The organism is Myxococcus guangdongensis (assembly GCF_024198255.1).
Classification (GTDB): Bacteria; Myxococcota; Myxococcia; order Myxococcales; family Myxococcaceae; genus Myxococcus; species Myxococcus guangdongensis.
Map to the genome: position 1 here is coordinate 253,530 of NZ_JAJVKW010000001.1, position 26,969 is coordinate 280,498.

The 26,969-nt window shown below is 69.5% G+C and carries 21 protein-coding genes; 6 read left to right on the forward strand and 15 right to left on the reverse strand.

The window, feature by feature from the left end; all coding sequences use genetic code 11:
- Positions 1-46 precede the first annotated feature (46 nt).
- Positions 47-436, forward strand: a complete 390-nt coding sequence (locus LXT21_RS01010; protein WP_141329949.1) for a zf-TFIIB domain-containing protein — start codon at positions 47-49, stop codon at positions 434-436.
- A gap of 30 nt (positions 437-466) precedes the next feature.
- On the opposite strand, the gene LXT21_RS01015 is transcribed toward LXT21_RS01010, so the two are convergent.
- On the reverse strand, positions 467-1,297 hold the full coding sequence (locus LXT21_RS01015; protein ID WP_254036206.1) for a discoidin domain-containing protein: 831 nt from the start codon (positions 1,295-1,297) through the stop codon (positions 467-469).
- Between the two features lie 161 nt (positions 1,298-1,458).
- On the opposite strand from LXT21_RS01015, the gene LXT21_RS01020 reads away from it, so the two are divergent.
- Together LXT21_RS01020 and LXT21_RS45295 are read left to right on the forward strand one after the other, a co-directional pair.
- Positions 1,459-3,426: an ABC transporter substrate-binding protein gene (locus LXT21_RS01020; protein WP_407666947.1), complete on the forward strand. Its 1,968-nt coding sequence runs from the start codon at positions 1,459-1,461 to the stop codon at positions 3,424-3,426.
- Positions 3,423-4,193 (forward strand): DUF695 domain-containing protein, encoded by a 771-nt coding sequence (locus LXT21_RS45295; protein ID WP_254036208.1) that lies wholly within the window; start codon positions 3,423-3,425, stop codon positions 4,191-4,193. Before LXT21_RS01020 ends, LXT21_RS45295 begins: the two co-directional genes overlap by 4 nt.
- Before the next feature lie 13 nt (positions 4,194-4,206).
- Here the strand turns inward: LXT21_RS45295 and LXT21_RS01030 are convergent, their stop codons facing one another.
- From LXT21_RS01030 to LXT21_RS01070, 9 genes are all read right to left on the reverse strand, one after another.
- A complete protein-coding gene (locus LXT21_RS01030) occupies positions 4,207-5,748 on the reverse strand; it encodes a DOMON domain-containing protein (protein ID WP_254036209.1) in 1,542 nt (513 codons plus the stop codon).
- A gap of 3 nt (positions 5,749-5,751) precedes the next feature.
- A complete protein-coding gene (locus LXT21_RS01035; RefSeq protein ID WP_254036210.1) occupies positions 5,752-6,975 on the reverse strand; it encodes a DOMON domain-containing protein in 1,224 nt (407 codons plus the stop codon).
- Positions 6,976-7,480: 505 nt separating this feature from the next.
- Positions 7,481-8,266, reverse strand: coding sequence for an endonuclease/exonuclease/phosphatase family protein (locus tag LXT21_RS01040; RefSeq protein WP_254036211.1), 786 nt, complete (start codon positions 8,264-8,266; stop codon positions 7,481-7,483).
- A gap of 91 nt (positions 8,267-8,357) precedes the next feature.
- Positions 8,358-9,008 (reverse strand): DUF1826 domain-containing protein, encoded by a 651-nt coding sequence (locus LXT21_RS01045; protein ID WP_254036212.1) that lies wholly within the window; start codon positions 9,006-9,008, stop codon positions 8,358-8,360.
- The gene (gene zigA, locus LXT21_RS01050; protein WP_254036213.1) at positions 9,008-10,252 is read right to left on the reverse strand and encodes a zinc metallochaperone GTPase ZigA; all 1,245 of its coding nucleotides are present in this window, start codon (positions 10,250-10,252) and stop codon (positions 9,008-9,010) included. The genes LXT21_RS01045 and zigA overlap by 1 nt, the downstream gene beginning before the upstream one ends.
- On the reverse strand, positions 10,249-10,413 hold the full coding sequence (gene rpmG / locus LXT21_RS01055) for a 50S ribosomal protein L33 (RefSeq protein ID WP_046714983.1): 165 nt from the start codon (positions 10,411-10,413) through the stop codon (positions 10,249-10,251). Before rpmG ends, zigA begins: the two co-directional genes overlap by 4 nt.
- Positions 10,414-10,517: 104 nt before the next feature.
- A complete protein-coding gene (locus LXT21_RS01060) occupies positions 10,518-10,925 on the reverse strand; it encodes a hypothetical protein (RefSeq protein ID WP_254036214.1) in 408 nt (135 codons plus the stop codon).
- Positions 10,926-10,979: 54 nt separating this feature from the next.
- Positions 10,980-12,401, reverse strand: coding sequence for a sigma-54-dependent transcriptional regulator (locus LXT21_RS01065; RefSeq protein ID WP_254036215.1), 1,422 nt, complete (start codon positions 12,399-12,401; stop codon positions 10,980-10,982).
- The gene (locus LXT21_RS01070; RefSeq protein ID WP_254036216.1) at positions 12,398-13,906 is read right to left on the reverse strand and encodes a HAMP domain-containing sensor histidine kinase; all 1,509 of its coding nucleotides are present in this window, start codon (positions 13,904-13,906) and stop codon (positions 12,398-12,400) included. Before LXT21_RS01070 ends, LXT21_RS01065 begins: the two co-directional genes overlap by 4 nt.
- A gap of 233 nt (positions 13,907-14,139) precedes the next feature.
- On the opposite strand from LXT21_RS01070, the gene LXT21_RS01075 reads away from it, so the two are divergent.
- Together LXT21_RS01075 and LXT21_RS01080 are read left to right on the forward strand one after the other, a co-directional pair.
- Complete coding sequence (locus LXT21_RS01075; RefSeq protein WP_254036217.1) at positions 14,140-15,882, forward strand: SulP family inorganic anion transporter; 1,743 nt, start codon at positions 14,140-14,142, stop codon at positions 15,880-15,882.
- Between the two features lie 106 nt (positions 15,883-15,988).
- Positions 15,989-17,143, forward strand: coding sequence for a hypothetical protein (locus tag LXT21_RS01080; RefSeq protein WP_254036218.1), 1,155 nt, complete (start codon positions 15,989-15,991; stop codon positions 17,141-17,143).
- Here LXT21_RS01080 and LXT21_RS01085 read toward each other — a convergent pair.
- A complete protein-coding gene (locus tag LXT21_RS01085; RefSeq protein ID WP_254036219.1) occupies positions 17,131-19,650 on the reverse strand; it encodes a P-loop NTPase fold protein in 2,520 nt (839 codons plus the stop codon). The genes LXT21_RS01080 and LXT21_RS01085 overlap by 13 nt on opposite strands.
- Positions 19,651-20,452: 802 nt before the next feature.
- Between LXT21_RS01085 and LXT21_RS01090 the strand changes: the two genes are divergently transcribed.
- The gene (locus tag LXT21_RS01090) at positions 20,453-23,197 is read left to right on the forward strand and encodes a YncE family protein (RefSeq protein WP_254036220.1); all 2,745 of its coding nucleotides are present in this window, start codon (positions 20,453-20,455) and stop codon (positions 23,195-23,197) included.
- 3 nt (positions 23,198-23,200) lie between these two features.
- Here LXT21_RS01090 and LXT21_RS01095 read toward each other — a convergent pair whose 3' ends face one another.
- From LXT21_RS01095 to LXT21_RS01110, 4 genes are all read right to left on the reverse strand, one after another.
- Complete coding sequence (locus tag LXT21_RS01095) at positions 23,201-24,619, reverse strand: hypothetical protein (RefSeq protein ID WP_254036221.1); 1,419 nt, start codon at positions 24,617-24,619, stop codon at positions 23,201-23,203.
- A 124-nt stretch (positions 24,620-24,743) separates the two neighbouring features.
- Positions 24,744-25,115 (reverse strand): hypothetical protein, encoded by a 372-nt coding sequence (locus tag LXT21_RS01100; protein WP_254036222.1) that lies wholly within the window; start codon positions 25,113-25,115, stop codon positions 24,744-24,746.
- Positions 25,116-25,169: 54 nt separating this feature from the next.
- Complete coding sequence (locus tag LXT21_RS01105) at positions 25,170-25,712, reverse strand: SMI1/KNR4 family protein (RefSeq protein ID WP_254036223.1); 543 nt, start codon at positions 25,710-25,712, stop codon at positions 25,170-25,172.
- 100 nt (positions 25,713-25,812) lie between these two features.
- Entirely contained in the window at positions 25,813-26,964 is a 1,152-nt protein-coding gene (locus LXT21_RS01110) for a hypothetical protein (RefSeq protein ID WP_254036224.1), read from the reverse strand.
- Positions 26,965-26,969: the final 5 nt, after the last annotated feature.

Below are 26,969 nucleotides of genomic sequence, written 5' to 3' on the forward strand. Positions count from 1 at the left end.
ACCACTGGGGACGTGCGTCCCCCATTGCAGGAGAATGAACCGTCCCATGGATTGCCCCAGCTGCAACGTCGAGATGGCCGATCTCGTGGGGGATGACCAGACGTTGCGAAAGTGTGGAGACTGCGGCGGGCTGTGGATCGACGTCGCGGACCTGAACCGGGTCCTGCTCCACAACAACCTCCAAGGGCTGGAGCATCAGGGCGGCAAGGTGGACGCGGAGGCGTTGACCGGCCAGTGCCCCGAGTGCCATGTCGACCTCGTCCGAGTGGACGGCGGCGACCGCCAGCACCCGCTCCACTACGACACCTGTGAGTCCTGTGGCGGCATCTTCCTGGAGTCGGAGTTCCAGGACGCCACCGACGTGAAGGTCGCGGAGAAGGAGATCATCGACTTCTTCCGCCGCTTCAGCGCCAAGAAGAAGGTGGCCGCCCTCTAGTCGGGCGGCGCGCCGGACGGACGGCTGGACCTAGGGTTGGCCGCGGAAGGCGCGGCCCCACTCCTCGGCGAGGGCCCCCTCGGGCTCCAGGGTGGCGCCCGCTTCGTCCGAGCCGCCCTTCTGCAGCTTCAGCGTCACCTTGCCCCGCTTGGGCACCTCCAGCGTGAGTCGGGAACCGGACAGGGCATACGTGCCCGTCACGGCGCTGGGCTCGCCGCCCTCCAGCGGCTCGTGCGCGAAGCGGTAGGTCCCATCCACGTAGAGGGAGAGGAAGCGGTCCGGCGCCCCGTCCAGGCCGCTGAACCACGTGCCCAACAGGGGCGCCAGGCGCGCGTCGTAGCGCAGCCGGGGCGCCAGCCACGTGCCGTTGAGCGCCTTGCCTCCCGAGTAGAAGATGAGGTCGGTGATGCACACGGGGCCGTCCTCCTGGGCGCCGGGGAAGCGCTCGGGGACCTCCAGCGTGAAGCGGTTGCCCGTCATGGCGGGGCTGATGGGGACGGCCTGGAGCCCGCGCTTGTCCTCCACCTTGAGGCTCTTGGACGCGTCCACGGTGGTGAGGGTGAGCTTCTTGGCCCGCGCGTGGGCCTTGTACGCGGCCTTGTCGGTGCCGTCGCCCGTGTAGACGCGCACCTCGTCGATGGTCACCACGTCCTTGAAGCCGATGGTGACGGCGGCGGGCGAGGCCCCCGTGGCGCACCAGGCCGTCGTGTCGCGTCCATCCAAGAGGTGCAGGGGCGAGTAGCGCTCCGGTTGGCGCTCGCGCTCCAGGTAGTCGGAGGCCTGGGCGTAGCCCGGCGGGGCGGTGGACGCGGCGGGCGCGGCGCTCGAGAGCAGCAGCAGGGCGAGGGGGAGGCGGCTCATGGCGCCATCTTGGATCGCCCCGCGCCGATGGCTCCAGTCCCCGACCTGAAGTCTTCGCGGTGAATCCAGCGACAGCGGATCCCCGGCCAGGGGGATGAAAGCGCCCGGCGCGATGTTGGCGTGCTTGACACTCGGACGCCGCGAGGAAGTGATGCGGCACGATGCGGAGAATGAACGTGACGCGACGTTGGGGGTGGGTCTGTGTGCTGGCCGCGACGCTGGTCGCCTGCAAGGACGACAAGCCGAGCGAGGTGCCCGACGCGGGGCCCGTGGAGACAGGGCCCGCGGCGCTCACGGAGCAGGAGCCCAATGAACGGCCCGAGCAGGCGCTCGACATCACCCGCGACAGCGTGGTGACGGCGGAGCTGACGGCGCAGCCCAACAAGGCGGACGAGGACTGGTACCGGCTGGCGCCCGCGTCGCCCCGGGTGGTGGACCTCACCGTGTCGGGCCTTCCCGGCGGGGACATCACCTTGGAGGTCCACGACCGGGACAGAAACCGCCTGGCCGCCATCAACAGCGAGGGGGACGGCAAGCCGGAGCGCTTCCCCAACCTCTACGTGGAGAAGGAGCGGTGGGTGCGCGTGGCGCCCGCGCGCAAGGGCGTGGGCGGGGCGTACACGTTGACGGTGAAGATGCGCGCGCCCAACGACGGCGAGGAGCACGAGCCGAACGACCGGGCGGTGGACGCGATTTCGCTGCCCCTGGGGCAGACGGTGACGGCGTTCCTGGGCCACGCGGGCGACGAGGACTGGTACCGGGTGGAGCTGCCCGAGGCCGCCGTCCCCACGCCGCCGCCGGGTGAGGGCGTCCCCGCGACGAACGACACGCAGGGCTCCGCGCCCCAGGGAGCCGACGCGCTCCAGGGCGCCGTGGCGCAGGGCGCGGCCGCCGCGCAGGGTCAGACGCCCTCCCCCGCCCCGGGCTCGGAGAGCGGCACGGCCACGGGCACCCCGGAGGAAGGCGCGGCGCCGCTGGACACGCCGCCCGCCCCCACGGGCACCTTCGCGGGAGGAGAGCCTCCCGCCGTGGCGCAGGCGACGGACGCGGGGGTCGCCGTGCCGCCCGAGCCTCCTTCCGTGGCGTTGAAGATCGAACTGTCCGCGGTGGAGGGCGTGCGGCCGGAGATCTCCGTGCTGTCGGCGGCCGAGGCGCCGCTGTTCTCGCTGCGCGGCAAGGAGGGCGAGGCGCTGTCCCTGCGCAACATCGGCGTGCGCGCGACGGACCGGGTGGTCTACGTGGTGGTGAAGGGCGGCTGGACGGGGACGGGCAAGGAGGCGCGCCGCACGTTCAACTCGGGCACGCCGTACACGCTCACCGTGACGCAGGAGGAGGCGGGCGCCAACGCGGAGCTGGAGCCCAACGACGAGCTGTACAAGGCGACGCCGCTGACGGCCGGCAGCTACCGCGAGGGCTTCATCTCGCCCAAGGGCGACGTGGACCACTTCGTGCTGCGCACGACGGAGCCGGTGCTGGCGAAGGTGGAGTTGTCGGGCGTGGAGCGGCTGGACCTGGTGCTTTCCATGGTGGAGCCGCCCCAGGGTGACGGCCAGCAGGAGACGGTGCTGCTGCGCGCCAATGACGGCGCGCTGAAGGAGCCCGAGCGCCTGAACAACGTCGCGTGCAGTGGCTCGTGCTGGTTCCGGGTGGAGGGCGCGTCGCGCAAGGTGGAGGGCAAGTGGGTGAAGGACTTCGAGAACGCGGAGCAGCCCTACCGCATCAGCATCACCACGGTGCCGGACAACGGCGGCGAGGAGCGCGAGCCGAACAACAACCTGGAGCGCGCGCAGGAGCTGACGCTCGGCAAGGCGGTGCGCGGCACGGTGTTCCCGGTGAAGGACACGGACTTCTACCGGTTGGATTTGTCGGACCGTCCGGTGCGCACGCCGCTGAAGGCGACGCTGCTGGGCATCCTCAAGGTGGACGTGGGTCTGTACCTGCACCGCGTGCAGCCGGACGGGAAGCTGTCGCTCGTACAGACGGCGGACCGGGCCAAGGGCGACCAGCCGGAGAGCATCCGCTTCAGCGCGGAGCCCGGCGTCTACATCTTCGAGGTGCGTGACGCGAAGAACCGCGAGGCCAACTTCCAGGACTCGTACCAGCTCACGGTGGAGGAAGGTGAGCAGTGAGCAACGCGGTGAAGTCGTGGGACGAGAACTTCGACACGTATCTCATGGAGCTCGAGGACGGCCCCACCTCGTTCCTCCTGGACATGACCGCGGCGGCCCATGCGCCGCTGACGAGCCACCCGCTGCGGCTCACCGTGCGCGTGGTGATGAAGTCGCCCCGGCCGGATGGCCTGCGCTCGCGTGAGGAGTCGGAGGCCCTCTTCAATCTGGAGGACGGGCTCGTCCCGGCGCTCGGGACGCTGGGGTTCCACTTCGTGGGCCGCAGCGTGGGACAGGGACTCACGGAGGCGTTCTTCTTCGGTCCGCGGGGCGTCGAGCAGTCCGAGGTCCAGCGCAGGGTGACCCCCGTGCAGGGTGACTACACGCTGGAGCTGGAGCTGGAGGAGGACCCGGAGTGGTCCGTGTACTTCGACTGGCTCTACCCTCCGGAGCTCCATCGCCACCTGATGTCGAACCGGAGCCTGCTGGACCTGCTGGCGAAGCAGGGAGACCGCAGCGAGGTGGCGCGCGAGGTGGACCATCTCGCGCACTTCCCCAGTGAGGAGCAGGCGCTCCGCGCCGGGGCGCAGCTCACGAAGCAGGGGTTCAAGGTCTCCGCGCCGCGAGCGCCCGAGGCCCCCTCGGCGCGGTGGGCCGTGTCCTTCACGCGAGAGGACTCGCTGGCGGAGGGGCGCGCGGACGCGGTGACGGTGGAGATTCTGGAGGTCCTCCAGGCCCACGAGGGTGACTACGACGGCTGGGGCTGCGTGCTGACGACGATGCAGTAGCCCTGCCCTCGCGTCAGTCCCTGGAGCCATGGCGGCGGTACTCGTCGATGCTCGGCGGGTACTCGGTCCAGAACATCAGGGCTCCGCTGTGTGTCATCAGCGTCTCCTGCTTGCCTCGCGTGTCCGCGTCGGAGACCGCGAGCGAGAAGCCGAAGGAGACCCGCGACGCCTCCACACCGAGGTCCGACAGCGGGAGCGTGAGCGTCATCTCGTACCCCTGAGGGCGCTTGCGCCAGGTGCCCTGGATGGACGGCAGGGGCGTGTTCGCCTCTCCCGTCCAGTCACGCGCCTCGACGCTTCCTCCCGCGGCCAGCAGGACCCCCAGCTTGAGGTTGGAGCCTCCCGACGGTCGCACCGCGAGCTCCACGTGGTCCGAGTGCACGCCGGTGCCCGTGCTCGAGGGAACCACCTTGTCATCGTGCACCTCGACGTGGAGGGCGAGCGCCCCGCCCACGCGCGCCAGTCGCCACGCGAAGGCCAGGTCGTCCTGTCCCGTCCAGCCCGAGAGCCCCCAGGAGATGTGAGTCCGCGTATAGGCTTGCGCCGTGGGCGCCAGTGCGAGCGCGGCCTCCGCGGAGCGCGCGGACCGCACCGGGTACGGCGAGATTCCGTCGACGACGGCGCCCACCGTGTCGCTGAACACCATGTAACCCGGCCGGAGGCGTGAGAGCGTCTCCATGGGCTCCATCGCGCCGCGAGCGCCGACGGGACCCGACACGACGTACGCCGTGGGTGACACCTCGACCTCGGCCCCCTCCTCGTCGAACCCGAGCGACTGGAGGTCCTCCCCCTTCACCACGAGGCCACAGACCGGTCCCCGGATTCCGTCCGAGGGCGCGGGGGAGACCTCCTCGGTGTCTGACTCGGACGAGGGCTCGACACCGGAGAGCAGCAGCAGGCACGCCCCATCCCGGCAGGCGTAGTCCACGGGAGTGAAGCGCAGGTCCTTGCGACACAGGGCGCGAGCCCGAGCGAGGAGCGCGTCGTCCACGGGCCGTGACTTGGGAGGCTTCGAGACAGCGCGGGCATCCCCACGGCGAGCGGCGGGCTTCGTCCACTTCGGCGGCGGAGCGGAAGCCGCGATGAATCGCGAGCCATCCGGCGCGACCTTCAGGACCTGCCGGGACACACCCAGCGGGTCCAATGCCTCGGCGGGGATGTTGAAGGGCTCGTTCCTTCGGGTGGTGACGACCTCGACATGCTCCGCGTCGATGAATCGCAGGGCGTTCGAGGCCCACGCGTCGAGGTCCTCCGCCGCCCCCAGGAACCGCCCCTCCAGGTCCGACAAGACCATCTGCTGGTTCGTGCAAAGTCCATAGAAGCAGGGCCCCAGACTCTGGACCACGTGCCACAGGCAGAGCCGGCCCTCGCAGCCGATGCGCTTCTGCGTATCCATCCCGTAATACGCGCCGTCGTCGGGCGTCGCGACCAGGACAGTCCCCTTCTCGAACCAAGGCTCATTGGGGGCGGCCAGGGCCGTCGTGCACCCGAGTGCCAGCGCGAGCGACAGGATTGACGGGCAGACGCGGAACAGGTGGGTCACGTGAGCGCTCATTCGTCAGTTCATCGAGTGAAAGAAGTCACCGCTGTATTCGAGGATCGTCGGTGGGTATTCGGACCAGAGGTTCAGCCCCCCCAGCTGCTCCATCAGGGTCTCCTGCTTGCCTCGGGCGTCCGCGTCCGAGACAGCCATCACGAACCCCACTCGGGTCACCGGATTCGTCAGGCCGAGGTCCGCCCATGGCAGCACGAGCGTCACCTCGTACCCCTGGGGACGCTCGCGCCAGGTGCCCTGGAGGAAAGGGAGCATCACGTTGGCCTTCTCCGTCCAGTCACGCACCTCGACCTCACCTCCGGCTCCGAACAGCACCCCGAGCTTGCGCTTCTCCGGACGCGGACCGCTCCATCCCCTTTCCTGCCAGAGGGTCAACTCCAGATGGTCCGAATGGACCCCTGTGCCCGTGCCATGGGGAACCACCCTCTCGTCGTTCACCTCGACCTGAAGCACGAGCGAGTCCTCCACGCGCGCCAGTCGCCATGCGAAGGACAGGTCCGCCGCGTCCTTCCAGCGCTCGAGCCCCCAGGTGATATGCGCCTGCGTGAAGGCCTGGACGGTGGGAGCCAGGGCGAGCGCGTCCTCGGCGGACGGTCCGAATCTCACGGGATAGGGCTGGCTCCCATCGACGACCACGCCCGCGGTGTCGGCCAGCACCATGTAGCCCGGCTGGGTTCGTGAGAACTCGATCACCGGCACGAACCCACCGCGAACCGCCATCCCGCCCCAGAATCGATAGGACGCGGGCAGCACCTCGACCGAGGACCCATCATCCGCGGCGGAGAGCAGGGTCAGCTTCTTTCCCTGGACCACGATGGAACACAGCGGTCCCCGGACGCGGCCGTCCAGCGTCCAGGTCGCCTCTTCGGGAGGGCCGTCTGGCTCGGGCTTGAACCCGGAGAGCAACAACAAGCACCTCCCATCCCGACAGACATACTCCACCGGCTCGTAGCTCGCGTCCTTGGGGCACACGGCGCGCGCTCTCTCGAGAAGCGCGCCATTCACCGCCCGAGGCTTGGGAGGCTTCGGGTGACTGGACGTGTTCCCGGACCGAGCGCCGACAATCGTCCAACCCGGCGCGTGTCCCGGCACGTCGATGAAGCGATCTCCATCCCTCGACACCTTCAGGACCTGCCTGTCCACACGGAGCGGGTCCAACCCCGTGTCGATGACTTGGAAGCGCGTATCCCGGGTCCAATTGACGACCTCGATATGCTGAGGGTCCACGAACCGCAGGGACCGCGAGGCATGGTCGTCGATGCCTCGACTCGCCCCCAGGAATCGCCCCTCCCGGTCCGACACCATCAACTGCACGTGGGAGCAATACCCGCTGGCACACGCCCCAAGTTCCTCTGTGACAAGCCAGAGACAGAACCGACCTTCGCAGGTGAGACGCTGAACCGAGCCTGTATTCCATCCGGGCTCGTCAGCCTTCTCGACCAGGACCGTGCCTTTCGGAATGGGGAGTTCGATGGGAGTCGCCAGCGCGGCCGTGCCCCCGAGCCCCAGGCAGAGCAACAGGACACGGACACCGGGGTGTCTGGACACGCGCTCCCACATCCCTCGAGTCATCGGCATCCTTGGCGAGATTGCAGACGGCATGCCGCCGCCACGCCCCGGTGAAACCGACGCCAGGGAGCCTACCCAGGCAGAAACGTGGCTCCGGGACCACGCGCAGAGGGCCCGCGGACACACTCGCATCGAACGCGACGCGGAGCGGACCGGCGCTGCCTCACGCGCGCCGCAGCGTCGCGACCAGGGGCAGATGGTCCGAGGGCTCCTGCTCCGAGGGCAGCGGTGTCACGTCATCGATGACCGGCGGCGCCACGGGCCGGGCGTTCAGGGCCCGCGAGTGGAAGATGAAGTCGATGGCCTTGGCTTCCCCATTCGCGTTGCACGTGGGCGCGTGCTGGCCCTGGTAGGCGTCTTCCAGCCCGGCCTCGGTGAACGCGCGAACCAGCGGCTCGCCGGGGCGTGCATTGAAGTCACCACAAGCCACCCACAACGCACCCGGGTCCGCCTGGACGACCTCCTCGAGCAACTCCGAGGTCTGCTGCATCCCCTGGTGCAGCGCCACCGGCCTGTCGGGCCGGTCCCATCTCAGGTGCGTACACGCCACGCGCAAGCGGTCCTGTCCCATCTCGAAGTCGACGACCAGCGCCAGATGCCCCGAGACGCGCCCGTCCTCCAACACGTCCTTGAAGTAATGGGCCCGGTGCCCCACGGAGCGCACGACGCGATGGAACACCGCGCAGCCATCGGGCTTGCCTTGCTGCTTCAACGCGAGCACGCCCGAGTACCCGTGCGGTGACAGGGATTGCTGGAGCGCGTCGAAGGTGGGGGACTCCACCTCCTGGAGACAGACGATGTCCGCGTCCAACGACAGGATGCGGTGGGCGAGGGCCTCCTGCCGCCTTCGTGGCTCGAAGAGGTGCGCGGGCGTGTTCGGGAACCACTCGGGCCGGATGTAGGAATCCGCGAGGATGTTGTACGAGGCCACCCGAAGTTCCCACGCCATCGGCGACTCCTTTTGACGCCACCGCCTCGCGCCGGGTGCAGGTGCCCGGCCCTGGGGACAGGGCCCGCCCGTTATCGCAGGCCATGCCCTTTCAGTCGACGGCGTCGATGGAGAGCATGATGCGCCGCTGCCCCGACTCGAGCGCCGGAGAGCGGTGGACGACGCCGTTCCCCGCGTTCGCCGGCCACGCCTCCCCTTTCAACAGCGCCACATCGAAGCGCTCCAGCCGCTGCACGCGCCCACCCGACCGGAGCACCTCGCCCTTCGGCCCCAGCCCCTCGCGCAGCGCGTCCGCGTTCTCCAGCCACTCGGTGGCGGGCCCCGCATAGGTGCAGAGCAGCCGCACCCCGACCCGGTCCACGTGGAAGCGCGGGCACATCTCCCGCTCCGACGTGGTGAGTCGCACGCCCAGCCATCGGCACTCGAGGAGGTCCGCGTACACCTGACAGAGCTGGCGGAGATCCTCACACCAGGCCTCGCGCTCCTCCACCTCGGGCAACTCCGCGAGCGTCCGTCGGAAGTCCAGGCGCCTTGCGTCCACGCGCTCGACGACGTGGAGCGTGTGTCGGGCACAGACGCGCCCCAACCACCGGCTGAGCTCGGAGCCCAGGCCCCGTCGCCACACGCACAGATTGAGCCCCTCGCGGTAGATCTCCGCGAGCTCCGAGGGCTGCCAGACGAGGACGTGCGAGGCGGACCACGACTCGGGAGGCCGTGAGCTCCACGACGAGGCGGTCTCCATCAGACGCTCCGCTCCTCGGCGGCCGCGTCCTCTTCGCGCACCACCTCCCACGCCGGGAAGGGGTCTTCCAGCTCCGCCCATCCCGAGGGCCCCAACGCGAGCTCCGCGGGCGTCAGCAGACAGGCCTCGAGCTGCCCCAGCACCTCCTCGGGGTCCGCCTCCCGGGTGATGAAGACCAGCTCCTGACGCCGGTCCCCATGCGGCCCCACCATCTCGCGCTCGAGCTCGGCCCGGACCTCGGGTTCCTCCGGCCACTCCTCGCGAGGCACCGCGTCCCACCACAAGCCCGCGGGCTCGAAGCTGCAAGCCCCGCCGGCCTGGGCCCACACCCCCGTGATGTCCATCCGGGTGGCGAGCCAGAAGAAGCCCTTGCTGCGCAGCACGCCCTTCCAGCTCCCATGGATGAAGTCCCAGAAGCGCTGGGGATGCAGCGGGACGCGGCCGCGGAAGACGAAGCTGCGGATGCCGTACGTCTCGGACTCCGGCACATGCTCGCCGCGAAGTTCCTTGAGCCACCCCGGCGCACGACTCGCGCGCTCGAAGTCGAAGCGCCGGGTGTCGAGCACCTCCGCGAGCGGCACCCTGCCCCGCTCCGCCAACACCTGCCGCGCCTCCGGGTTGAGCCTGCGCAGGATTTCGCCCAGCTCCTCCACTTGCGACGCGGAGACCAGGTCCGTCTTGTTCAGCACCAGCACGTCCGCGAACTCCACCTGCTCCACCAGCAGGTCCACCACGGTCCGCTCGTCCTCCTCGGCGACGGCCAGGCCACACTCGGCCAGCCCCTGTGCGCCCTCCCAGTCGCGCAGGAAGTTGAAGGCATCCACCACCGTCACCAGCGTGTCCAGCCTCGCCACGTCGGACAGGCTGCGGCCGGACTCGTCGGCGAAGGTGAAGGTCTCCGCGACCGGCAGCGGCTCGGAGATGCCGGTGGACTCGATGAGCAGGTAGTCGAAGCGCTCCTCACGGGCCAGCCGTCCGACCTCCTCGAGCAGGTCCTCCCGGAGCGTGCAGCAGATGCAGCCGTTGGACAGCTCCACCAGCCTCTCGTCCACGCGGCTGAGCGAGGCGCCACCCTGGACGAGCCGCGCGTCGATGTTCACCTCGCTCATGTCGTTGACGATGACGGCGACGCGCAGGCCCTCACGGTTGTTGAGGATGTGATTGAGCAGGGTCGTCTTCCCCGCGCCGAGGAAGCCGGAGAGGACGGTGGTGGGCAGGCGGCGCTTCACGGCGGGCGCGCTCATGGCTTGCCCTCCACGAACAGCACATGCTTGCGCACGCGCGGGTCGTACTTCTTCAGCTGGAGCTTGTCCTGCGACTTCCGCTTGTTCTTCGTCGTCGTGTAGAAGTAGCCGGTCTTCGCGGTCGAGACGAGATGGACAATCGTCCGGTTGCCCTTGGGCATGATGAATCCATGGAGAAAGAGGAATTGAAAGAGGCGCGCACCAGGGCGCGACGAGGCGCCAGGCGCATGGCCCAGGCCCACGACAGGTGACGGAGTGCCGCGACTCAGCGACCGGGCGGAGAGCCCTTCGGTGCGAGCGCCAGCAACGGAACGCCACAGCCCTCCCCCACGGACTCCCCGAGCAGGAGGAGCTGTCGCGAAGGAGGGAGCGTCAGCAGGAGTCCGGAAGGAAGGAACTCCACCTGACGCGCCTGTGCCCAGGCCAGGGCACACCGCGCATGCGAATCCCCACCCGCCTCGCCATCCGCGAGCGCGACCGCGGACTCGGTCCCCGGGCGCGCGAACGAAGCGAGGAGGCCCTCATCGTCCAGCTCCTCGAAGGCCCGATGCTCGGCACAGTAGCGGTGCGCGTGCTCGCCCGAATGGAGCGCCCCCACCAGCGGCAGCGCCAGCCACAGCACCGCGAGGGTGGCCGCGCAGGCACGCACTGGAATGGACAGGGAGCGGAGCATCGGACGCTTACGTAACTCGATTGCAAAAACCAATCAAGCCCGACGTCCCCCTCCCTACTTGAACTCCGCGGGTGAAAGCCCGTGCCGGCGCAACAGCTCGTAGAAGTCCGTCCGGTTGCGGCTCGCGGTGCGCGCGGCGGCGGCCACGTTGCCCTTCGAGCGGCGGAGCACCTCGGAGAGGTAGCGCCGCTCGAAGCGGTCTCTCGCCTCGCGCAGCGTGGGCAGCTCCCCTTCCGCGCTCAGCCAGTCCTGCTCCTCCTCGCGCGCGGCGTCCGTCGGCGCGCGTGAGGACGTCGGAGGGTCGAACATGCGCGCCACGTGCTCGGAGCGGACGTCGTCCTCGGGCGCCAGCAGCACCAGCGCCTCCATGGCGTTCACCAACTCCCGGACGTTGCCCGGCCAGGCGTGCGTCCGCAGCAGGTCCATCACCTCCGGCGCCAGCCGTGGCATGCGCATGCCGTTGCGCGCGGCGGCCTGCTCCAGGTGCCGCGTGGCGAGAATCGGGATGTCCTCCAGCCGCTCGCGCAGCGGTGGCATCACGATGGGCAACACCGCCAGGCGGTAGTAGAGGTCCTCGCGGAAGCGCTTCTCCTCGACCTCCTCGCGCAAGTCGCGGTTGGTGGCCGCCACCACGCGCACGTCGGCCTCCTCCTCCACCGTGCTGCCCACGCGGGAGAAGCGTCTCTCCTGGAGCACGCGCAAGAGCTTCACCTGCACCCGGAGCGCCGCCTCGCCAATCTCGTCGAGGAACAACGTGCCGCCGCGCGCCGCGCCGAACAACCCCTCGCGCGTCTGTGTGGCCCCGGTGAAGGCGCCCTTCACGTGGCCGAACAGCTCGCTCTCCAAGAGCTCCGGCGGCAGCGCTCCACAGTTGACCGCGACGAACGGCCCGCTCGCGCGCCGCGACAGCGCATGGACCTGCCGCGCCGCCAGCTCCTTGCCCGTGCCGGACTCCCCCAGGATGAGGACCGTGGCCTCGGACGGCGCCACCCGCGCGATGCGATCTCTCACCTCGGCGATGGCGGGGCTCGTGCCCAACAGCCGCTCGGGCGTGGTGCCCGCGACGATGCGACGCAGGTCCGCCAGCTCCCGCCGCAGGTCATTGCGCTCCGTCGCGTGCAGCAGCTTCTGGACCAGCTCGTGGTCCTGGAAGGGCTTGGTGAGGAAGCCGTACGCCCCCCGCTGCATCGCCTCCACGGCCGTCTCGATGGTGCCGTGCGCGGTGAGGATGACCACGGGCAGGTCCGGCGAGCGGGCGCGCATCTGCCCCATCACCTCCAGCCCATCCACCCCCTCCAGCCGGAGGTCGAGCACGACGGCGTCCACCTCCTCCTGCTCGAGCAGCTCCAGGCCCCGGGCCGCCGTGAGCGCGGTGGTGACCTTCATCCCGCGCGCTTCCAGTCTCAACGAGATGAGCTCACACAGCTCCGCGTCGTCGTCCACCACCAACACATGTCCACCGCGGGGGCGCTTCATGCTTCGTACCTCTTGGACTTCGTTTCCGTCGTCGCCGGGACGGGTGTCCCCAACCCCAGCGGGAACACCAGCACGAACCGCGCGCCGGGGTTCGCGTTCTCCAGCACCAACACGTCGCCGCCCAGGGCCCGCATCATCCGCTGCGCCAAGGGCAGCCCCAACCCCAACCCATCCGCGGCGGCGGCGCCCACCGCGCGGGTGAAGAAGGGCTCGAAGACCCGCGGGCGCACGTCGTCGGGCACCCCCGGCCCTTCATCCCGCACCTCGATGCGGGCCCACGTCCCGGGCTGTCCGTCCGGCCCCCGGGGCAGGAGCGTGCGGGTGACGTAGACCGTCTGTCCGGGCGCGGAGACGCGCACACCATTCGTCATCAGGCTCACCAGCGAGCGCTCCACCAGCGCGGCATCCAACGAAGCCGGAGGGGTCGTCCCCTCGGCCTGGAGCACGAGCTTCGTACCGCGTTCCTCCGCCAGCTCGTTGACCTCCTCGACGGCGCGCGCGATGACGTCGTCCAACCGACACCCCTCGTCCCGCCGCACGGCCTTGCCCGCCTGGACCCGCGTCAAATCCAACAGCGCGGTGACCAGTCGGATCTCCCGCTCACACGCCACCTGCGCCAGCGCCACCACGCGCTGCTGCTGCGCCGTCAAGGGGCCCGCGGTGCCGTCCGCGAGCAGACCGATGGCCGTGCGCAGTCGCGCCAGCGGCGTGCGCAAATCATGGGACGCGGAGGCCACGAAGGCGTCCTTGAGCTGGTCGAGTTCCGACAGTCTGCCCCGCATGCGGTCCAGGTCCGCCCACAGCGCGCGAATCTCGCTGGGCCCGGAGACCTCGGGCAGCGGCGCGAAGTTGCCGTCCCCCACCCGGTGCGCCAGCGCGGACAGCTGCCCCAGGGGGCGTGTCACCCCTTGCGCCACCCACCGCGCCACCGCCCACGCGGCCAGCACCGCCAGCGCGCCCAGCAGCAGCCCCACGGCAATCGCCGACGAGCCGATGTCGTGCGCGCGCATCTCGCGCTGACGGATGGCCGAGTGCAGCGCGAGCGTGGTGTTGATCCACGCATCGGTGAGCTGCTCCGCCAGGTGCAACCGCTGGTTGCGCAGCGCCGCGTTCTGCAGTCGCTCGCACGTGTCGCCCTGGAGGATGTGGCTCGCGTAGTTCCTGAACCCCTCGGCCGCGCGCAGGAGCAACGGTTGTGTGGCGGCGCCGTGACGTTTCAGGAGGGCTTCCAGGTGGGTGAGCCGTTGCCCGAGCGTCGCCGCGGCGGCGGGCACCTCTTGAGGACTGTGCTCACAAGCAAACAGGCCTTGCCGAGCGGCGACCTCCACGGCCCAGGCGGCCTGGTGGACGGCCTCCTCCTTGATGACTCCGCCGAGCTGCTCCTCACGCACCTCCGTGAGCAGGGACGTCATCCGGACGATGGCCACCCCCGAGAAGGCAGCCGCGCCCAGGAGCGCGGCGGTCATGAGCGAGTGGGAGATGAGCAGTCGGTGAGCGAGTCGCATGAGGCCGATTCATACGCACGTGAGGGCGCGCTTGTTCCGGAAGTCTCACTACCGAGCTGGCGAGCGTCGCGCAGCATTTTCGAGCGGATGTTCCCCCGTGAATCTTCATGTCGGTTCCGACAGACAGGTGTCGGCCAACAGGTGACGACGAAGCGTCGGCCTTGGCCGACAGGTGAATCAGGATTCAGAGTGGGGAGGCCGTCGGCACGGTCCATGTAAACGGCACCGGCATCATGGTCGAGACTCCTACGCTCAAGACGCCCCGTGGATGGACTGAAGGTCCGAAGCGGTTGTGGACGGACTGGAAGCAGATGGTGTCACGCCGGACGCTCCCGGGTGACGCGAGCGCCGCACTGACAGTGGCGTGTGTCGCGCTTCCTTTGAATCTGGCGCTGGCGGTGGCTTCGGGTCTACCCCCCGAGGTGGGCCTCATCAGTGGCGCTGTCGCCGGCGTCATCGCGGCGATGCTCGGTGGCGGTCGGCTCCAGGTGACGGGCCCCGAGGCCGCGCTCGTGCCCACCGTGCTGCTCATCTCGATGAAGCACGGCGTGGCCGGTGTCATCGTGGCCACGCTCGCTTGCGGCGCGCTCCAGGTGGTGCTCGGTCTGTCCCGCGCGGGCAGGCTCGCGCAGTTCATGCCCGCCGAGGTGACGCGCGGCTTCACCGCGGGCATCGGGTTGTTGCTGCTCGACGGGCAGATTCCCCGGCTGCTCGGCGCGGTGACGGAGGGCACGTCCTCCGCACGAGCGCTGCTCGCCCCCTCGAGCTGGTCCACCTGGTCCGTGCACGGCGCCTCCGTGGTGGTGGGCGTGCTGGTGGTGGCCTGCATGCTCCTCATCCCCAAGCTCCACCGCGCCATTCCGGCGGTGCTGGTGGGTCTGGTGGTCGCCACCGCGGCGTCGGGCCTGGGCGTGTTGTCGGAGGGCCTGGCTCGCGTCGGCGCGCTGCCCACGGGTCTGCCCATGCCCGTGATGCCCTCCTTCGAGGGACTGAGCCTCCAGGCGCTCCTGCCGGACATCCTGGCGCTGACGGTGCTCGCGTCGTTGGGCTCGCTCTTGTCCGCGCGGGCGCTGGACCAGCTGCCGGGGCTGGAGAACCACCGGACGGATGGGGACCAGGAGCTGGTGGCCCAGGGCTTCGCCAACGCGGCGTCGGCGATGTTCGGCGGCATGCCGGTGATGGGCGCCATCGTGCGCTCGTCCGTGTCCGTCCAGGCGGGGGGCCGCACGCGCGCCGCCTCCGTGCTGCACGCGGTGATGCTGCTGGGCGCTTGCATCATCGCCGGCTCGCTGGTCGCGTTGATTCCGATGTCCGCGCTCGCCGCCATCCTGCTCGTCGTCGCCACGCGGTTGTTGGACTTGCGCGGGCTGCGCGCGCTGATGCGGCAGAACGCGGGCAAGGCGGCGGTGTCCGTCGCCACCGCGCTGCTCATCGCCACGGTGGGCTTCCTGCCGGGTCTGGTCGCGGGGGTGATGCTGTCGCTGGCGTGGAGCTTCTTCTCGCGGCCCAAGGCCCACGTGCGCAGCCTGCTGCTTCGCCCGGATGGCCGCCCGCTCTTCCGCCCGCTCGGCTCGGAGGGACAGGACGTCTACGCGCGGCCTCCCGTGCAGCTGCTGCGCGTGCGCGGCGACCTGGATGTCCGCTCCTGCGGCAACGTGAGCGCGGCGCTGCAGGCCCCGCCCTGGCCGGACTTCCTGGTGCTGGACCTCTCCGAGGTGAAGTTCATGGACGCCGCGGGCCTGCGCACGCTGCGCGAGCTGACCGACGCGCTGGCCGTCCGCCGAGGCCGGGTGCTGGTGGCGGGCGCGCGCAACGGCGTCGCCAAGATGATGGAGACGGACGGGACGTGGTCGGACACCAGTCCGCACTCGATGATGGCGACGATGGAGGACGTGCTCGAGCACATCAAGCAGGAGAGCACCCAGATGCCTCCCGCGAAGGTGACGAGCACCTCACGAGCTCCGCAGCCCACGTGAGGCGCGGCGCCACCTGCTGCACCCAGGTGGCGCTCGCGCGATTCGCGCGGGTAAGGTGACTCCCGGGGGACGCTCGCGGCCGTGCCGCCGCCACCGGGAGCACCTCATGAAGCCGCTGTGGCCCGTCGCCCTCGCGTTGCTCGCCCTGTTCCTCCCCTCGCTCGAGGCCCGCGCGCAGTACCTCGACCGCCGAGGCGAGTGGGTGCTCGTCGAGACGGACACGATTCAGTCCACCGAGGACGACCTCGTCCTCGTGTCGCGGGCGAACACGCCCCTGGTGCTCCTCTCGCGGACGCTGGAGGTGAAGGCGGGGGACCTGGTCATCCTCAAGGGCCAGGTGCTCGCGACGGAGAACCGGTTGGATGGCGCCATGGGGCGGGCCACCGTGTGGCTGGCGAAGGGTGGCGCGCGCGTGTCGCCGCTCGCCCACAAGGACCTCAAGCGCTACGGCGGCAACCACCATGGTGGGCTGGAGGTGGATGGCTTCCTGCTGGCCGACCACGACCAGACGCTCCAGCTCGACCTGGGTGCGCGCGCACTGACGGACCGCTTCTACCTGACGGCGCGAGGCTCGGCCGAGGTCCTCCCGGGCACGACGCTCATCGACATGTTCGGAACGGAGGTCTTCTTCAACAACCAGCGGCTCTCCGTCCGGACGGAGAACGCCACGGTGGAGAACCATCGGCTGACGCAGAGTGCCTTCGGCTGGGCCTCGCCGCGCAACGAGACAGAGGCCCGCTCGTCCATCATCAAGGCCCAGGTCCATGGCGCGAATGGGAGGGGGCTGCTCACGGACCGTCAGTTCGCGAACCTCCAGGCGCTCGTCTTCACCCGCCAGGGTCCGGGGATGCCGCTGGTGCGCGTCCAGCGCGTCTATCCGTCGCGCGACGTCGAGGTGCCCCCGGACGGCCTCGAAGTCCCGCTCGAGGCCACGCCCGTGGAGGTCCAGCACCGCGCCGTCCTCCGGGTCGCCGCGCATCTTCAGGGTGAAGGCATCGGTGGCACGGCGCCGATGAGCTGCTATCTGCGCATCGAGGTCCTCCAGGACGGCGTCGTCCAGGCGCGCTCCCCCTTCGCCACGCGCTACATCGGCGCCAACTACCGGGGCATGGCCCTGCGCAATGAGCACCTCTTCGAGCTGCCCCGGGTGGGCCGCTACCAGGTGCGGCCCCACGTGAAGTGCTTCGGCTCGGCGGCCAGCGGCACGCTGAAGCTTTTGCCGAGCGGAACCTGGACCACCGTCGACACCTACGCGGACTGAGGGTCCTTCGATGTGGAGGGCACAAGCCCCTTGCCCCCAGGCGCATGGGGCGGAATGGAGGGTCCACTCGTGGGGACTTCCGGTGCCACATCACGTGCAGCGGCGACCATCGACGTGGTGAGCGTCTGCGAGGCGGTCTTCGGTTGCCCGCCCTCCTCCGGCAGTTCGTCCCGCAGATGGAACGAGAAGCGGCAGACGACTCCGAGCCAGTAACGAATCGAGTCGATGGGCAGCGCATCCAGGTCCTGCTTCAGGACGAGTTGGTCCAGGGCATGGGAGAAATGTTCGAGCCCGGCCGTCCGTGCGAACACCTTCTTGAAGTCGGCCCAGGTCTTCTCCGTCGCCCCCGGGTTCTTCGCCAACTGCAGGACCTGCGAGAACTCCTCGGGGAAGCCAATCATCGTCGCGAGCAGGATGACCACCAGGGGATACTCCGCGGTGCGCCCCTTGCCGAGGAACGCCGCCTCTCGAGACTCGGAGAGCCGCACGCGCAGGAGCCTGTAGCTGTTCGCGAGGCGGTGGGTCGCGCGCGGCGTGGGGATGAGTCGCCACGTGCACTTGATGACCTCGACCTCGTCGGAGGAGAGGTGAAGCAGCCGAGGCCGCAGCTTCGGCGCGGGCGCGGGCGTCCCCGCGGTGGGAGACGTCGCCACTCCCTTCGAGGGCCCAGGCACTGGCGCTGTCGGTCGAACCGGCGCGGAGGGGAGGATGGGTGCAACCGCCACGTTCGGGGTGGGCAGCGGAGGCTGCGCGGGAGGATGGACGGCAACCACCTCGGGGGATGGCTGCGCGGTCGGCAGGAGGAAATCGATGAGCTTGCCGAAGCCCTGCTCTTCCATTCGATGGAGCGTGAAGGGAATCTGGAAGATCTTCTCGAGGTACGCCTGCGGCGTCGCCGCGTCCTCCGCCGAGAAGGCCGCGTAGCGCTTCTTCAAGGCATGAAGCAGCCAGCGTGAATCCACCCCCACGACCACGACGAACAGCGGGAAGGCGAGCAGGAGGTGGACAGCCTCCAGCACCTGGACGATGCGGTCCTCGGGACAGCGGTCGAGGTCGTCGATGTAGAGCACGATGCGGTCGACGGCCGGCAGCCCCACGCTCTCGGTGTCCCGCGCGTTTCCGAGCAGATCACTCAGGGCGGCAAGGTCATTCCGGATGAGCGAGATGAGGCCCAGGTGCTGCCGGTAGTCGCTGCTCTGGTCCCTGTCGGCGAAGAAGTCACGCAGGCGCTGGGAAGGATGCGCCTTGACCAGCTCCGCCTTGAGGCGTTCGACTTCGAGGCCCGCCTTCACCGCGACCTCCTGAGCGCGGGCTTCTTCCTGCTCGAGCTCGCTCAACGTCGCCTGCACCTCATCGACGAGCTGCTGGTTGATCCTACCGAGCTCGGCCCGTGCGTCATCGAGGGTCGCGACGACCTTCCGCACCTTGGGAAGGACGAAGGGGCCCCAACTCGCCAGGGTCGCCAGGGGACCGAACACCGCGCCCAGGACCTTGCTCCACGACTCGGTGCCCACCAGCGTGGCGACGGCCCACGGGCTCAGTGTGGTGACGAGCGCGCCGAGGATGAGCAGGGCCGCGCGGGTTCGTCCACCTTGCCGGACCCACGCCCAGAGCTCCGTCAGCCAACCCCAGCCCCGATGAACCTGTTCGTGCCACTTCAGCAATTCCTTCGGGCCGAACTCGGGCCACCGTGTGGCGATCTGCTCGGAGAGCTGCTTCTTGACCTCGACGAGCACTCCCGAGCCCAGCCCCTGGACGAAGCGGGCCTCCACCTGTCGCTGGCGCTGCTGGACGTCCCGACCGTGCTGCTCGGCCTGCTGGCGTCGGGCCTGCGCCACGGCGATGCGGCCCTGCGCGTCGCCGAGCACCAGCTCCGCGCTGCGAAGCTGAGCACGCAGCTTCTCCTCCACGTCCGAGCGCCCGTTCTCGATGCCATAGCGTGACAGGCCCTCGAAGAGCCGGGCCATCAAGCTGGCCCAGAGGTTTCCGTCGGAGTAGTGCCAGGCATTGAAGCGAATCTGCGCGATGTCGCGGAAGTAGTAGGGCTTGCCGCTCGAGTCCTCCGCGGGGGACGGCTGTGCGCAGATCTCCCGGAGTCGCTTCTCCATCTTCGACATGAAGAAGCTCTTGCCCGTCCCCCAGTCACCGAAGAGCCCGATGGCCAGCGGCGGCTCGACGGAGCGGGCGGCGATGATGGAGCAGAGGGCGTTCACATCGGGCTCGATGTTCAGCCGGTCCGCCAGGTCCACGCCGTCCACGATGTCCGAGCGGATGCCCGCGACCGGCTCCAACAAGAAGTCCGAGCCACTCGATGAGGCAATCCCGGGCGCCTCGGAAGGAGCGCGCTGGCTGGCGGGGGGCGACACCTCGGGGCTCGGCGCCTCGGAGGCCAGCCCGCTCAGGATGGAGGGAAGATTGAAGACGATGCGCCAGGCGCCGGGAGGGTCGTACGAGGCGGCCGCATCCTCGAGCAACCGCTCCATCCCCCGACGGAGGCTGCGAAGCACAGCGAAAGCCTCCTCGATGGAACCCAGGTGTTCGGCCAGCGCCAACTCGAGCGCGGAGTGCCCCTTGGGCACGGGCGCGATGAGCGCCGCGGCAAGATGCCGGGCGTGAACCTCCCTCGGGCTGAGGCCCATGAACCCGGCGTAGATCCGAGCCGCCCTGAGAAAGGGAGCCAGGGACTCATGCATCAAGACCCCGGAGACGTTCGACGGAGGAGGACCCGAGAGCCCCAGCCATGGATGCAGCGGGGGAATCTCGACAGCGACCTGATGGAGATAGGTCGCGGCGGTGTCCCGGTCGTGGGAACCCACCCAGAAAAAGCCCTTCAGCAAGTGGAGGGGGGACATCGCGGCTCCCCCCGCGTGCGCCCATGCCGTCTCCAGCACGGCATCCGCCGTGAAGCTGAGCTTGAGGTCGGAAGGACGACTCGCCCCTCGTGCCCGCCCAAGCATCGCCGCGAGCGCTCGCGCTCGATTGGCATCGCTCAAGAGCGGGTCCCCGAATCGACGCTTCCCAAGCACTTCGAAGACACGCTCCGGTAACGGGTCTTCTGGATTCACGCCTGGCCACTCGCTCATGAGGTCCCCCCAGCGCGGCAAGGACAGAGTCATCACACGTCCGTGCCACTGCGGAGGCCCATGCTAGCGGTTGGAAGGGAATGGGCGCGACCCGCTCCCTACGACGCCCCGCAACACGCGTCAGCGGGCCGTGCTAAAGACTCATTCATCTCAGGATATCCTGTTTTAGCAGTTAAAAACGAATTCTCCATCCATGCGCGAACGAGCGTGTCGCGCGGGAGGTTCCATGCCCTGTGTCCGAGAGGTGCGGCTCTCGTTGTTGCTGTGCGTGGTGCTGGTGGCGAGCGTGGCGCGGGCCCAGTCACCGGGCTCGTTCGTGAACTGGGAGCATCCCCACGTCCACCCGCTGGAGCTGACGCCGGACGGCACGCGCCTGCTCGCGGTGAACACGGCGGACAACCGCCTCATGGTGTTCTCCGTGACGGGCGGCACGCCGGTGCTCACAGCCTCCATCCCGGTGGGCCTGGACCCCGTGTCCGTGCGCGCCCGGAGCAACACCGAGGCCTGGGTGGTCAACCATGTCTCCGACAGCGTCAGCATCGTGGACCTCACCACGCTCAACGTGCGGGCCACCCTCCCCACGGATGACGAACCCGCGGACGTCATCTTCGCGGGCGCTCCTCAGCGCGCGTTCATCTCCTGCTCCCAGGTCAACCGCGTGCTGGTGCTGGACCCGGCCAATCCGCTCGCCACGCCCACGCGACTGGCGCTGCTCGGAGAGGAGCCGCGCGCGCTCGCCACCAACGCGGCGGGCACCCACGTCTACGTCGCCTTCTTCGAGTCCGGCAATCGCAGCACGGTGCTCGGCGGTGGCAACGCGATGGGCGGCGGAGGATTTCCTCCCAACGTGGTGAGCGGCGGGCTCGGCCCCTACGGCGGCGTCAACCCTCCCCCCAACGCTGGCAACGCCTTCAACCCGCCCAGGCGCAGTGGCACGCCCGCGCCTCCTCCCGTGGCGCTCATCGTGAAGAAGAACGCCAGCGGCCAGTGGATGGACGACAACAGCCGGGACTGGACGAGCGTCGTCTCGGGCAGCAACGCCTCCGCGTCCGGACGACGCCCCGGCTGGGACCTCCCGGACCGCGACGTGGCCATCATCAACGCGTCCACGCTGGCCGTCACGTACGCCAGCGGGACGATGAACCTGAACATGGCGTTGGCCGTCCACCCGGGCGGCCATGTCGTCGTGGTGGGCACGGACGCGGTGAACGAGGTCCGCTTCGAGCCCAACATCAAGGGCCGCTTCCTGCGCGTGCTCGCCGCCGCGTTCGACCCGAACAATCCCTCCGTCGTCTCCCGCTTCGACCTCAATCCGCACCTGACGTACACCACGGGCACCGTGCCGCAGGCGACGCGGCGGCTCGCGATGGGAGACCCGCGGGGGCTCGCCTGGAACGTGGACGGCAGCCGCGTCTACATCACCGGCATGGGCTCCAACAACGTCGCCGTCATGGACGACGCGGGCGGCCGGATCACCCAGGTGACGGTGGGCGAGGGCCCCACGGGCGTGGTGCTCTCCGGGACGCGGCTCTACGTGCTCAACAAGTTCGCCGCGAGCATCTCACTGGTCGACACCACCTCGAACACCGAGGTGGCGCGGGTGCCGTTCTTCGACCCCTCCCCTGGCGCCATCAAGGTGGGCCGCAGGCACCTCTATGACACGCACACGGGCTCGGGCCTCGGACACGTGTCGTGCGCGTCGTGCCACATCGATGGCCGGCTCGACCGGCTCGCGTGGGACCTGGGAGACCCCGCCGGCGAGATGAAGGCCGTCACCGGACAGAACCTGGGCATGGGCATCCCCGGGCTCACGTCGAACTTCCAGCCGTGGCACGCGATGAAGGGCCCGATGACCACGCAGACGCTCCAGGACCTCATCGGCAAGGAGCCCCTGCACTGGCGCGGAGACCGCGCGGGCATCGAGGAGTTCAACGGCGCCTTCGTCAGCCTCCAGGGGGACGACACGCAGCTCACCGTCATCGAGATGCAGCAGTTCGAGGACTTCCTCGCGACGCTCACCTTCCCGCCCAACCCCTTCCGGAACCTCGACAACTCGCTGCCCACGAGCCTGCCCTTGCCCGGGCACTTCACCACGGGGCGCTTCGGCGCCGCGGGGCAGCCGCTGCCCAACGGGAACGCGGTGAACGGCCTGCGCATCTATCGGCCCCCGCGCCTGCTGGACTCAGGCGTCTTCGCCTGCTCGACGTGTCACACCCTGCCCACGGGCCTGGGCGCGGACGTGCGATGGAACGGGAGCCAGTTCCTGCCCGTCAACGCGGGGCCCAACGGCGAGCGTCACACGGGGCTCGTCTCCGTGGATGGCTTCACCAACGTGACGATGAAGATTTCGCAGCTGCGCAACCTCTACGAGAAGGTCGGCATGGAGTTCACCCAGACGTCGAACCTGGCGGGCTTCGGCTTCTCGCACGACGGCAGCGTGGACTCCATCGCGCGCTTCATCACCGAGCCGGTGTTCACGCTCCAGAGCGACCAGGAGGTCGCGGACATGGTGGCGTTCATGCTGGCCTTCTCCGGCTCGGACCTGCCCAAGGGCTCCACGACGACGGTGGCGGAGCCGCCCGGGCCGGACAGCAAGGACACGCACGCGGCGGTGGGCCGGCAGGTGACGCTGACCACGGCGAGCCCCACGCCCGCGCAGGCGAGCACCCTGGCCTCGTTCCAGGCCCTCGCCGACAGCGGCAAGGTGGGCCTGGTGGCGAAGGGCAACCAGGGTGGCATCGCGCGCGGCGCCACCTACGTGGGCGGAGGGCTGTTCCAGTCCGACCGCCTGGCGGAGACCGTCACCGCGGCGCAGCTCCAGACGATGGCGCTGCCCGGCAACGAGCTGACGTACACCGTGGTGCCCAAGGGCTCGGAGGTGCGCATCGGCATCGACCGGGACCTGGACGGCATCTTCGACCGCGATGAGCTGGACCGGGGAACCCGGCCCGATGACCCGCTGAGCCGATAGCGTCTACAGGGATTCGGCCACGCCCGGAGGACACGAAAACGACGCCGGCACGGACCAGAGCTGCTCCAGGCCGGTGTCATCGATGGCGGGGAAGAACACGCGGCTGCCCGCGCGAACGAAGGGCTCGGGCCCCAGCCCGAGCACCGCCGGGACGTCGACCTGCGCGAGCTGTCCCGTCGTCGCCGGCGTGCCTCGCGTGAACCAGGGCCGCGGGGCCGTGCCGTCCCGTGAGCCGGTGAAGAGGACGGCCCCCGAGCCCGTGGCGAACACGGGTGAAGAGGAGGTGTCACCGCGATGCAGTGAGCGGAAGAGCTCCTGGGTCCCCGCGGCCGTGCCGTTCGTCACCCAGAGCCGCACGTCGTCGGGCACGGGACTCAGGCCGTTGAGGCCGACCGAGAAATACAGCGAGTCTCCGGAGGCCGTGGTCCGCAGCACCTCGGGGAGCTGGTCCGGGTTGTCGCGCGGCAGTGTGGCGACGAGCGTCCTTCCACCGCCACTCAGCGAGAGCCCGTAGAGCTGCGCAGCCTGGGCCACGTACACCTTCGAGCCCAGCCCTCCCACCAGGCGGACGCGCTGGCCGAAGGTGTCCAGTCGGAGCGTGCCCGCGGCCGTGCCATTCGTCCTCCACACCTCGTGGTTCGCCCCGTCGAGAAGAACGAACAGCCCCTGGCCCTCCGCGTGTCCCACCTGCTCGATGCCCACGGGGCCCGCGTCCAGTTGCTTGAGGGGCGTGGTCCCCTCCTTCGTGCCGTCCGTGCGCCACAGCGTCGTGGCCGCGCCTTGCGAGCGGAAGAACAACAGCGCATCGCCGACGCGCAGGGTCCTTTCGAAGGAGAGCCCCAGGACCCCCGGGAGGTTCGAGAGAAGCACCGTCCCCGCGCTCGTCCCATCCGAGCTCCACAGCGCCGGGCCTCCCGAGGCGCCCAGGTGGAAGAAGACCAGCCGGCCGTGGATGCCTGTCACGGCGCGCAGCGCGGGGCCGTTGAAGTCCGGCGTGAAGGCCTTGACGAAGCGGGTTCCCGCCGACGTCCCGTCACTGGTCCACAGCTGGACCATTCCCGTCGCCGTGTCGGCGAGCTGGAAGAAGAGCGTGTTGCCCACCGCCGCCGGAGTGCCCTCCGCGAAGACTCCCGCGGGGAAGGCCCGCACCTGGACGGTGCCCGCCTCGGTGCCATCGCTTCGCCACAACACCAAGCCACCCCCGGGCGCGGCGAGCGTGAAGTAGAGCGTCCCCTGGACGTCGGTGAGGCCGTCCAGGTGAGTGAAGCTGGAGGCCCCCGGTGGATTGACCACCCGCGTCCTCGAGGCCACACCGGGCGGGCAGGCCTGGGCCGTCACGTCATGAGACTCCACCGCGAGTCCCCCGCAGCCCATGGCCATCAAAGCCATCCACCCCAGGGCACCACCATTCCTGACACGCATGTCCGCTCCTTCCGAGGCCAGCGGCGGAAGGTAGGGATTGAGGCCCGGCTCCTCAAGTGCGCCCGAAGGTGTGGGACCCGTCGCGGTGGGACTCCGAGCAGTCAGCGCATCAGGACCAGGGCCCTCAGCTGTCGCGGTACGTCCGCCAGAGCTCGCCGCCCATGCTCTCGAGCTGGACCGGGACATCGGGCGCCGAAATCCCACGGCGGGCGTCGAGCCTGTTGAGCACCCGGATGATGATGTCCCGCATGTCGCCGTCGCCGAGGGGGAACACGCCGCCACCATAGGCCGCGAGGTCGACGCTCGGGTCATGGAGGAGTTGCCGCAAGCCCAGCAGCAACCAGGGCAGGTCGCCCGAGGCCTGTGCACCGTAGCGCATCGTCTCGATGTAGCTGTCGAGCTCACCGAGGTCTTCGGGCATCTCGGAGTGGTCGACGAAGTAGGTCAGGGTGACCTGGCCCAGATGGTAGCGAAGCATCGCGGTGCAGACCTTCATGGGACTCCCCCGTTGGCGCGGCGGGGAGCCCCCGCACGCGCCTGGCGCCGAGGACTACGCCTCCGCGTAGGTCTCGATGAAGTCGTCGATGACCTTGACGATGTGGGTCGAGAAGTCGCGGAAGTCCTCCGCGTCGGCCTCGCCCTCGGGGAGGCTGAAGGCCTCGTCATGGCTGTACGCGACGACGGCCAGCTCGCCTTCCGCGGAGCGGGCGCGCGGGTTGAAGCACCAGAAGTTCTCCACCGAGTCGTCATCGCGACGCTGGAAGAACAGGGCCTGGTTGATGGCGTCCGCGACCTCGGAGTCGTCGCCGTCCACGGCGTCCGAAGGGTCCGGCGCGGCGGCGCGCAGCAGCCCCGGCTCCTCCATCCCGATGAGCTCCTGCCCGCCATACTCCACCTTGAAGGTGCCGAGCGTGGTGATGAAGCGCACGTAGCTGGGGGGCAGCTTCAGCTTGTACTTCGCCTCCAGCCCCGCCACCGCCTCGGCGTCCACCGGCGCGGAGAACTCCACGGACATGCCCTCCTTCGTCTCCACGAAGGACTTCAGCCGCTCCACCGCCTGCGTCACCGTTCCCTCATTCGACTGCGTCGCCATGCTTGCTCCGACCACGAGCCAGGAAGATGCCTGGTGCACCGACGCTATCCGCCGCCACTTGCCCTGTCATGCGGCCCGACACCTCCCGCACCATCGGAATTCAAGAATCGATGGGATACCGTTCCCGCAGCTCGGCCCACAAGGCTTCGGAGAGCCCCCAGGGGCCACAGACGAGCCGCCGCAGTTGGGGGAAGCGGTCGCGATGACGGAGGAGCACGAGCGCGCCCTCGTCCGAGAGGATGGCCCCGGTCAGGTCGAGCACCTCGAGCTGGGAGGCGTGCTTCATGCGGACCAGCTCGCGACACAGCACATCGCCGAACTCGCAGTTGTGCAGCTCGAGCTGACGCAGGGCGGGCAGCCCGTCGGCGTCGAGGAGCGGCGCCAGGTCTTCTGGGGTCCACGCGATGTACCACGCGTATTGGAAGTCGACGTGCAGTCTCTCGAGTCGCGGGAGCCGGGCGTCTCGCAAGAGCTGGAGCCCGCTCCCCTTGGGCACCGGCGCGCGCTTCCATTGCGACAGGTCCGAGGGACCACAGGGCGTGAGGCCCAGCCAATGGAGCGACAGCTCACGCAGCTCCGAGTGCTCGACGTGCTCCGTGGGGAGCTCCGCCATGGGGAGCACGAGTGTCTGGAGCACTGGGTACAGGGACAGCAGGCGCGCGAGGGAGCCGAGCTGGACCCAGCGAATGCTCTCCTTCCCGCTGGGACTGGAGAACGACAGGCGCCAGTCACGCAACGTGGGCCGCGGGCCCGCACGCTCCAGCGTCTGGAGGAGCGCGTCGAAGGAGCTCTCCCCGCGCGCGAGGAGTTGGACGTCGAGCGTCTCGAGCCGCGCGGCCTCGGAGTCCCCGAGCGCGATGTCCAACAACTCGAGCCCCGCGTGGGGACGGGAGAGGTCCTGGACGTCCAGTGAGAGCCCGAGCACTCGCGTGCCCTGCCGTTGTAGCTGGAGCTCATCATCGGAGATGACGTCCCAGTAGTTCTTCCGGTCGACGAGGAGTTGCTCCAGAGAGGGAGCAAGACCGGCCTGACGAATCTCCTCGAGGAGCAGCGGGAGCTCCACCTCGGAGCCCGTGAAGTCCACGAGCAGGCGCAGCGCACGAACGGGTTCGTGACGGACGAGTCGTGCGTAGACGCCACGGGCGCGGCGTGCGTCCAGCGTGACGTGGTCGACAAACCCCCGTGAGAACACGGCATCCCCCGGGAGCAACCCGAGCTCCGCGAGCCATGACGCCTGGTGTTCGGCGAGCAACGCGG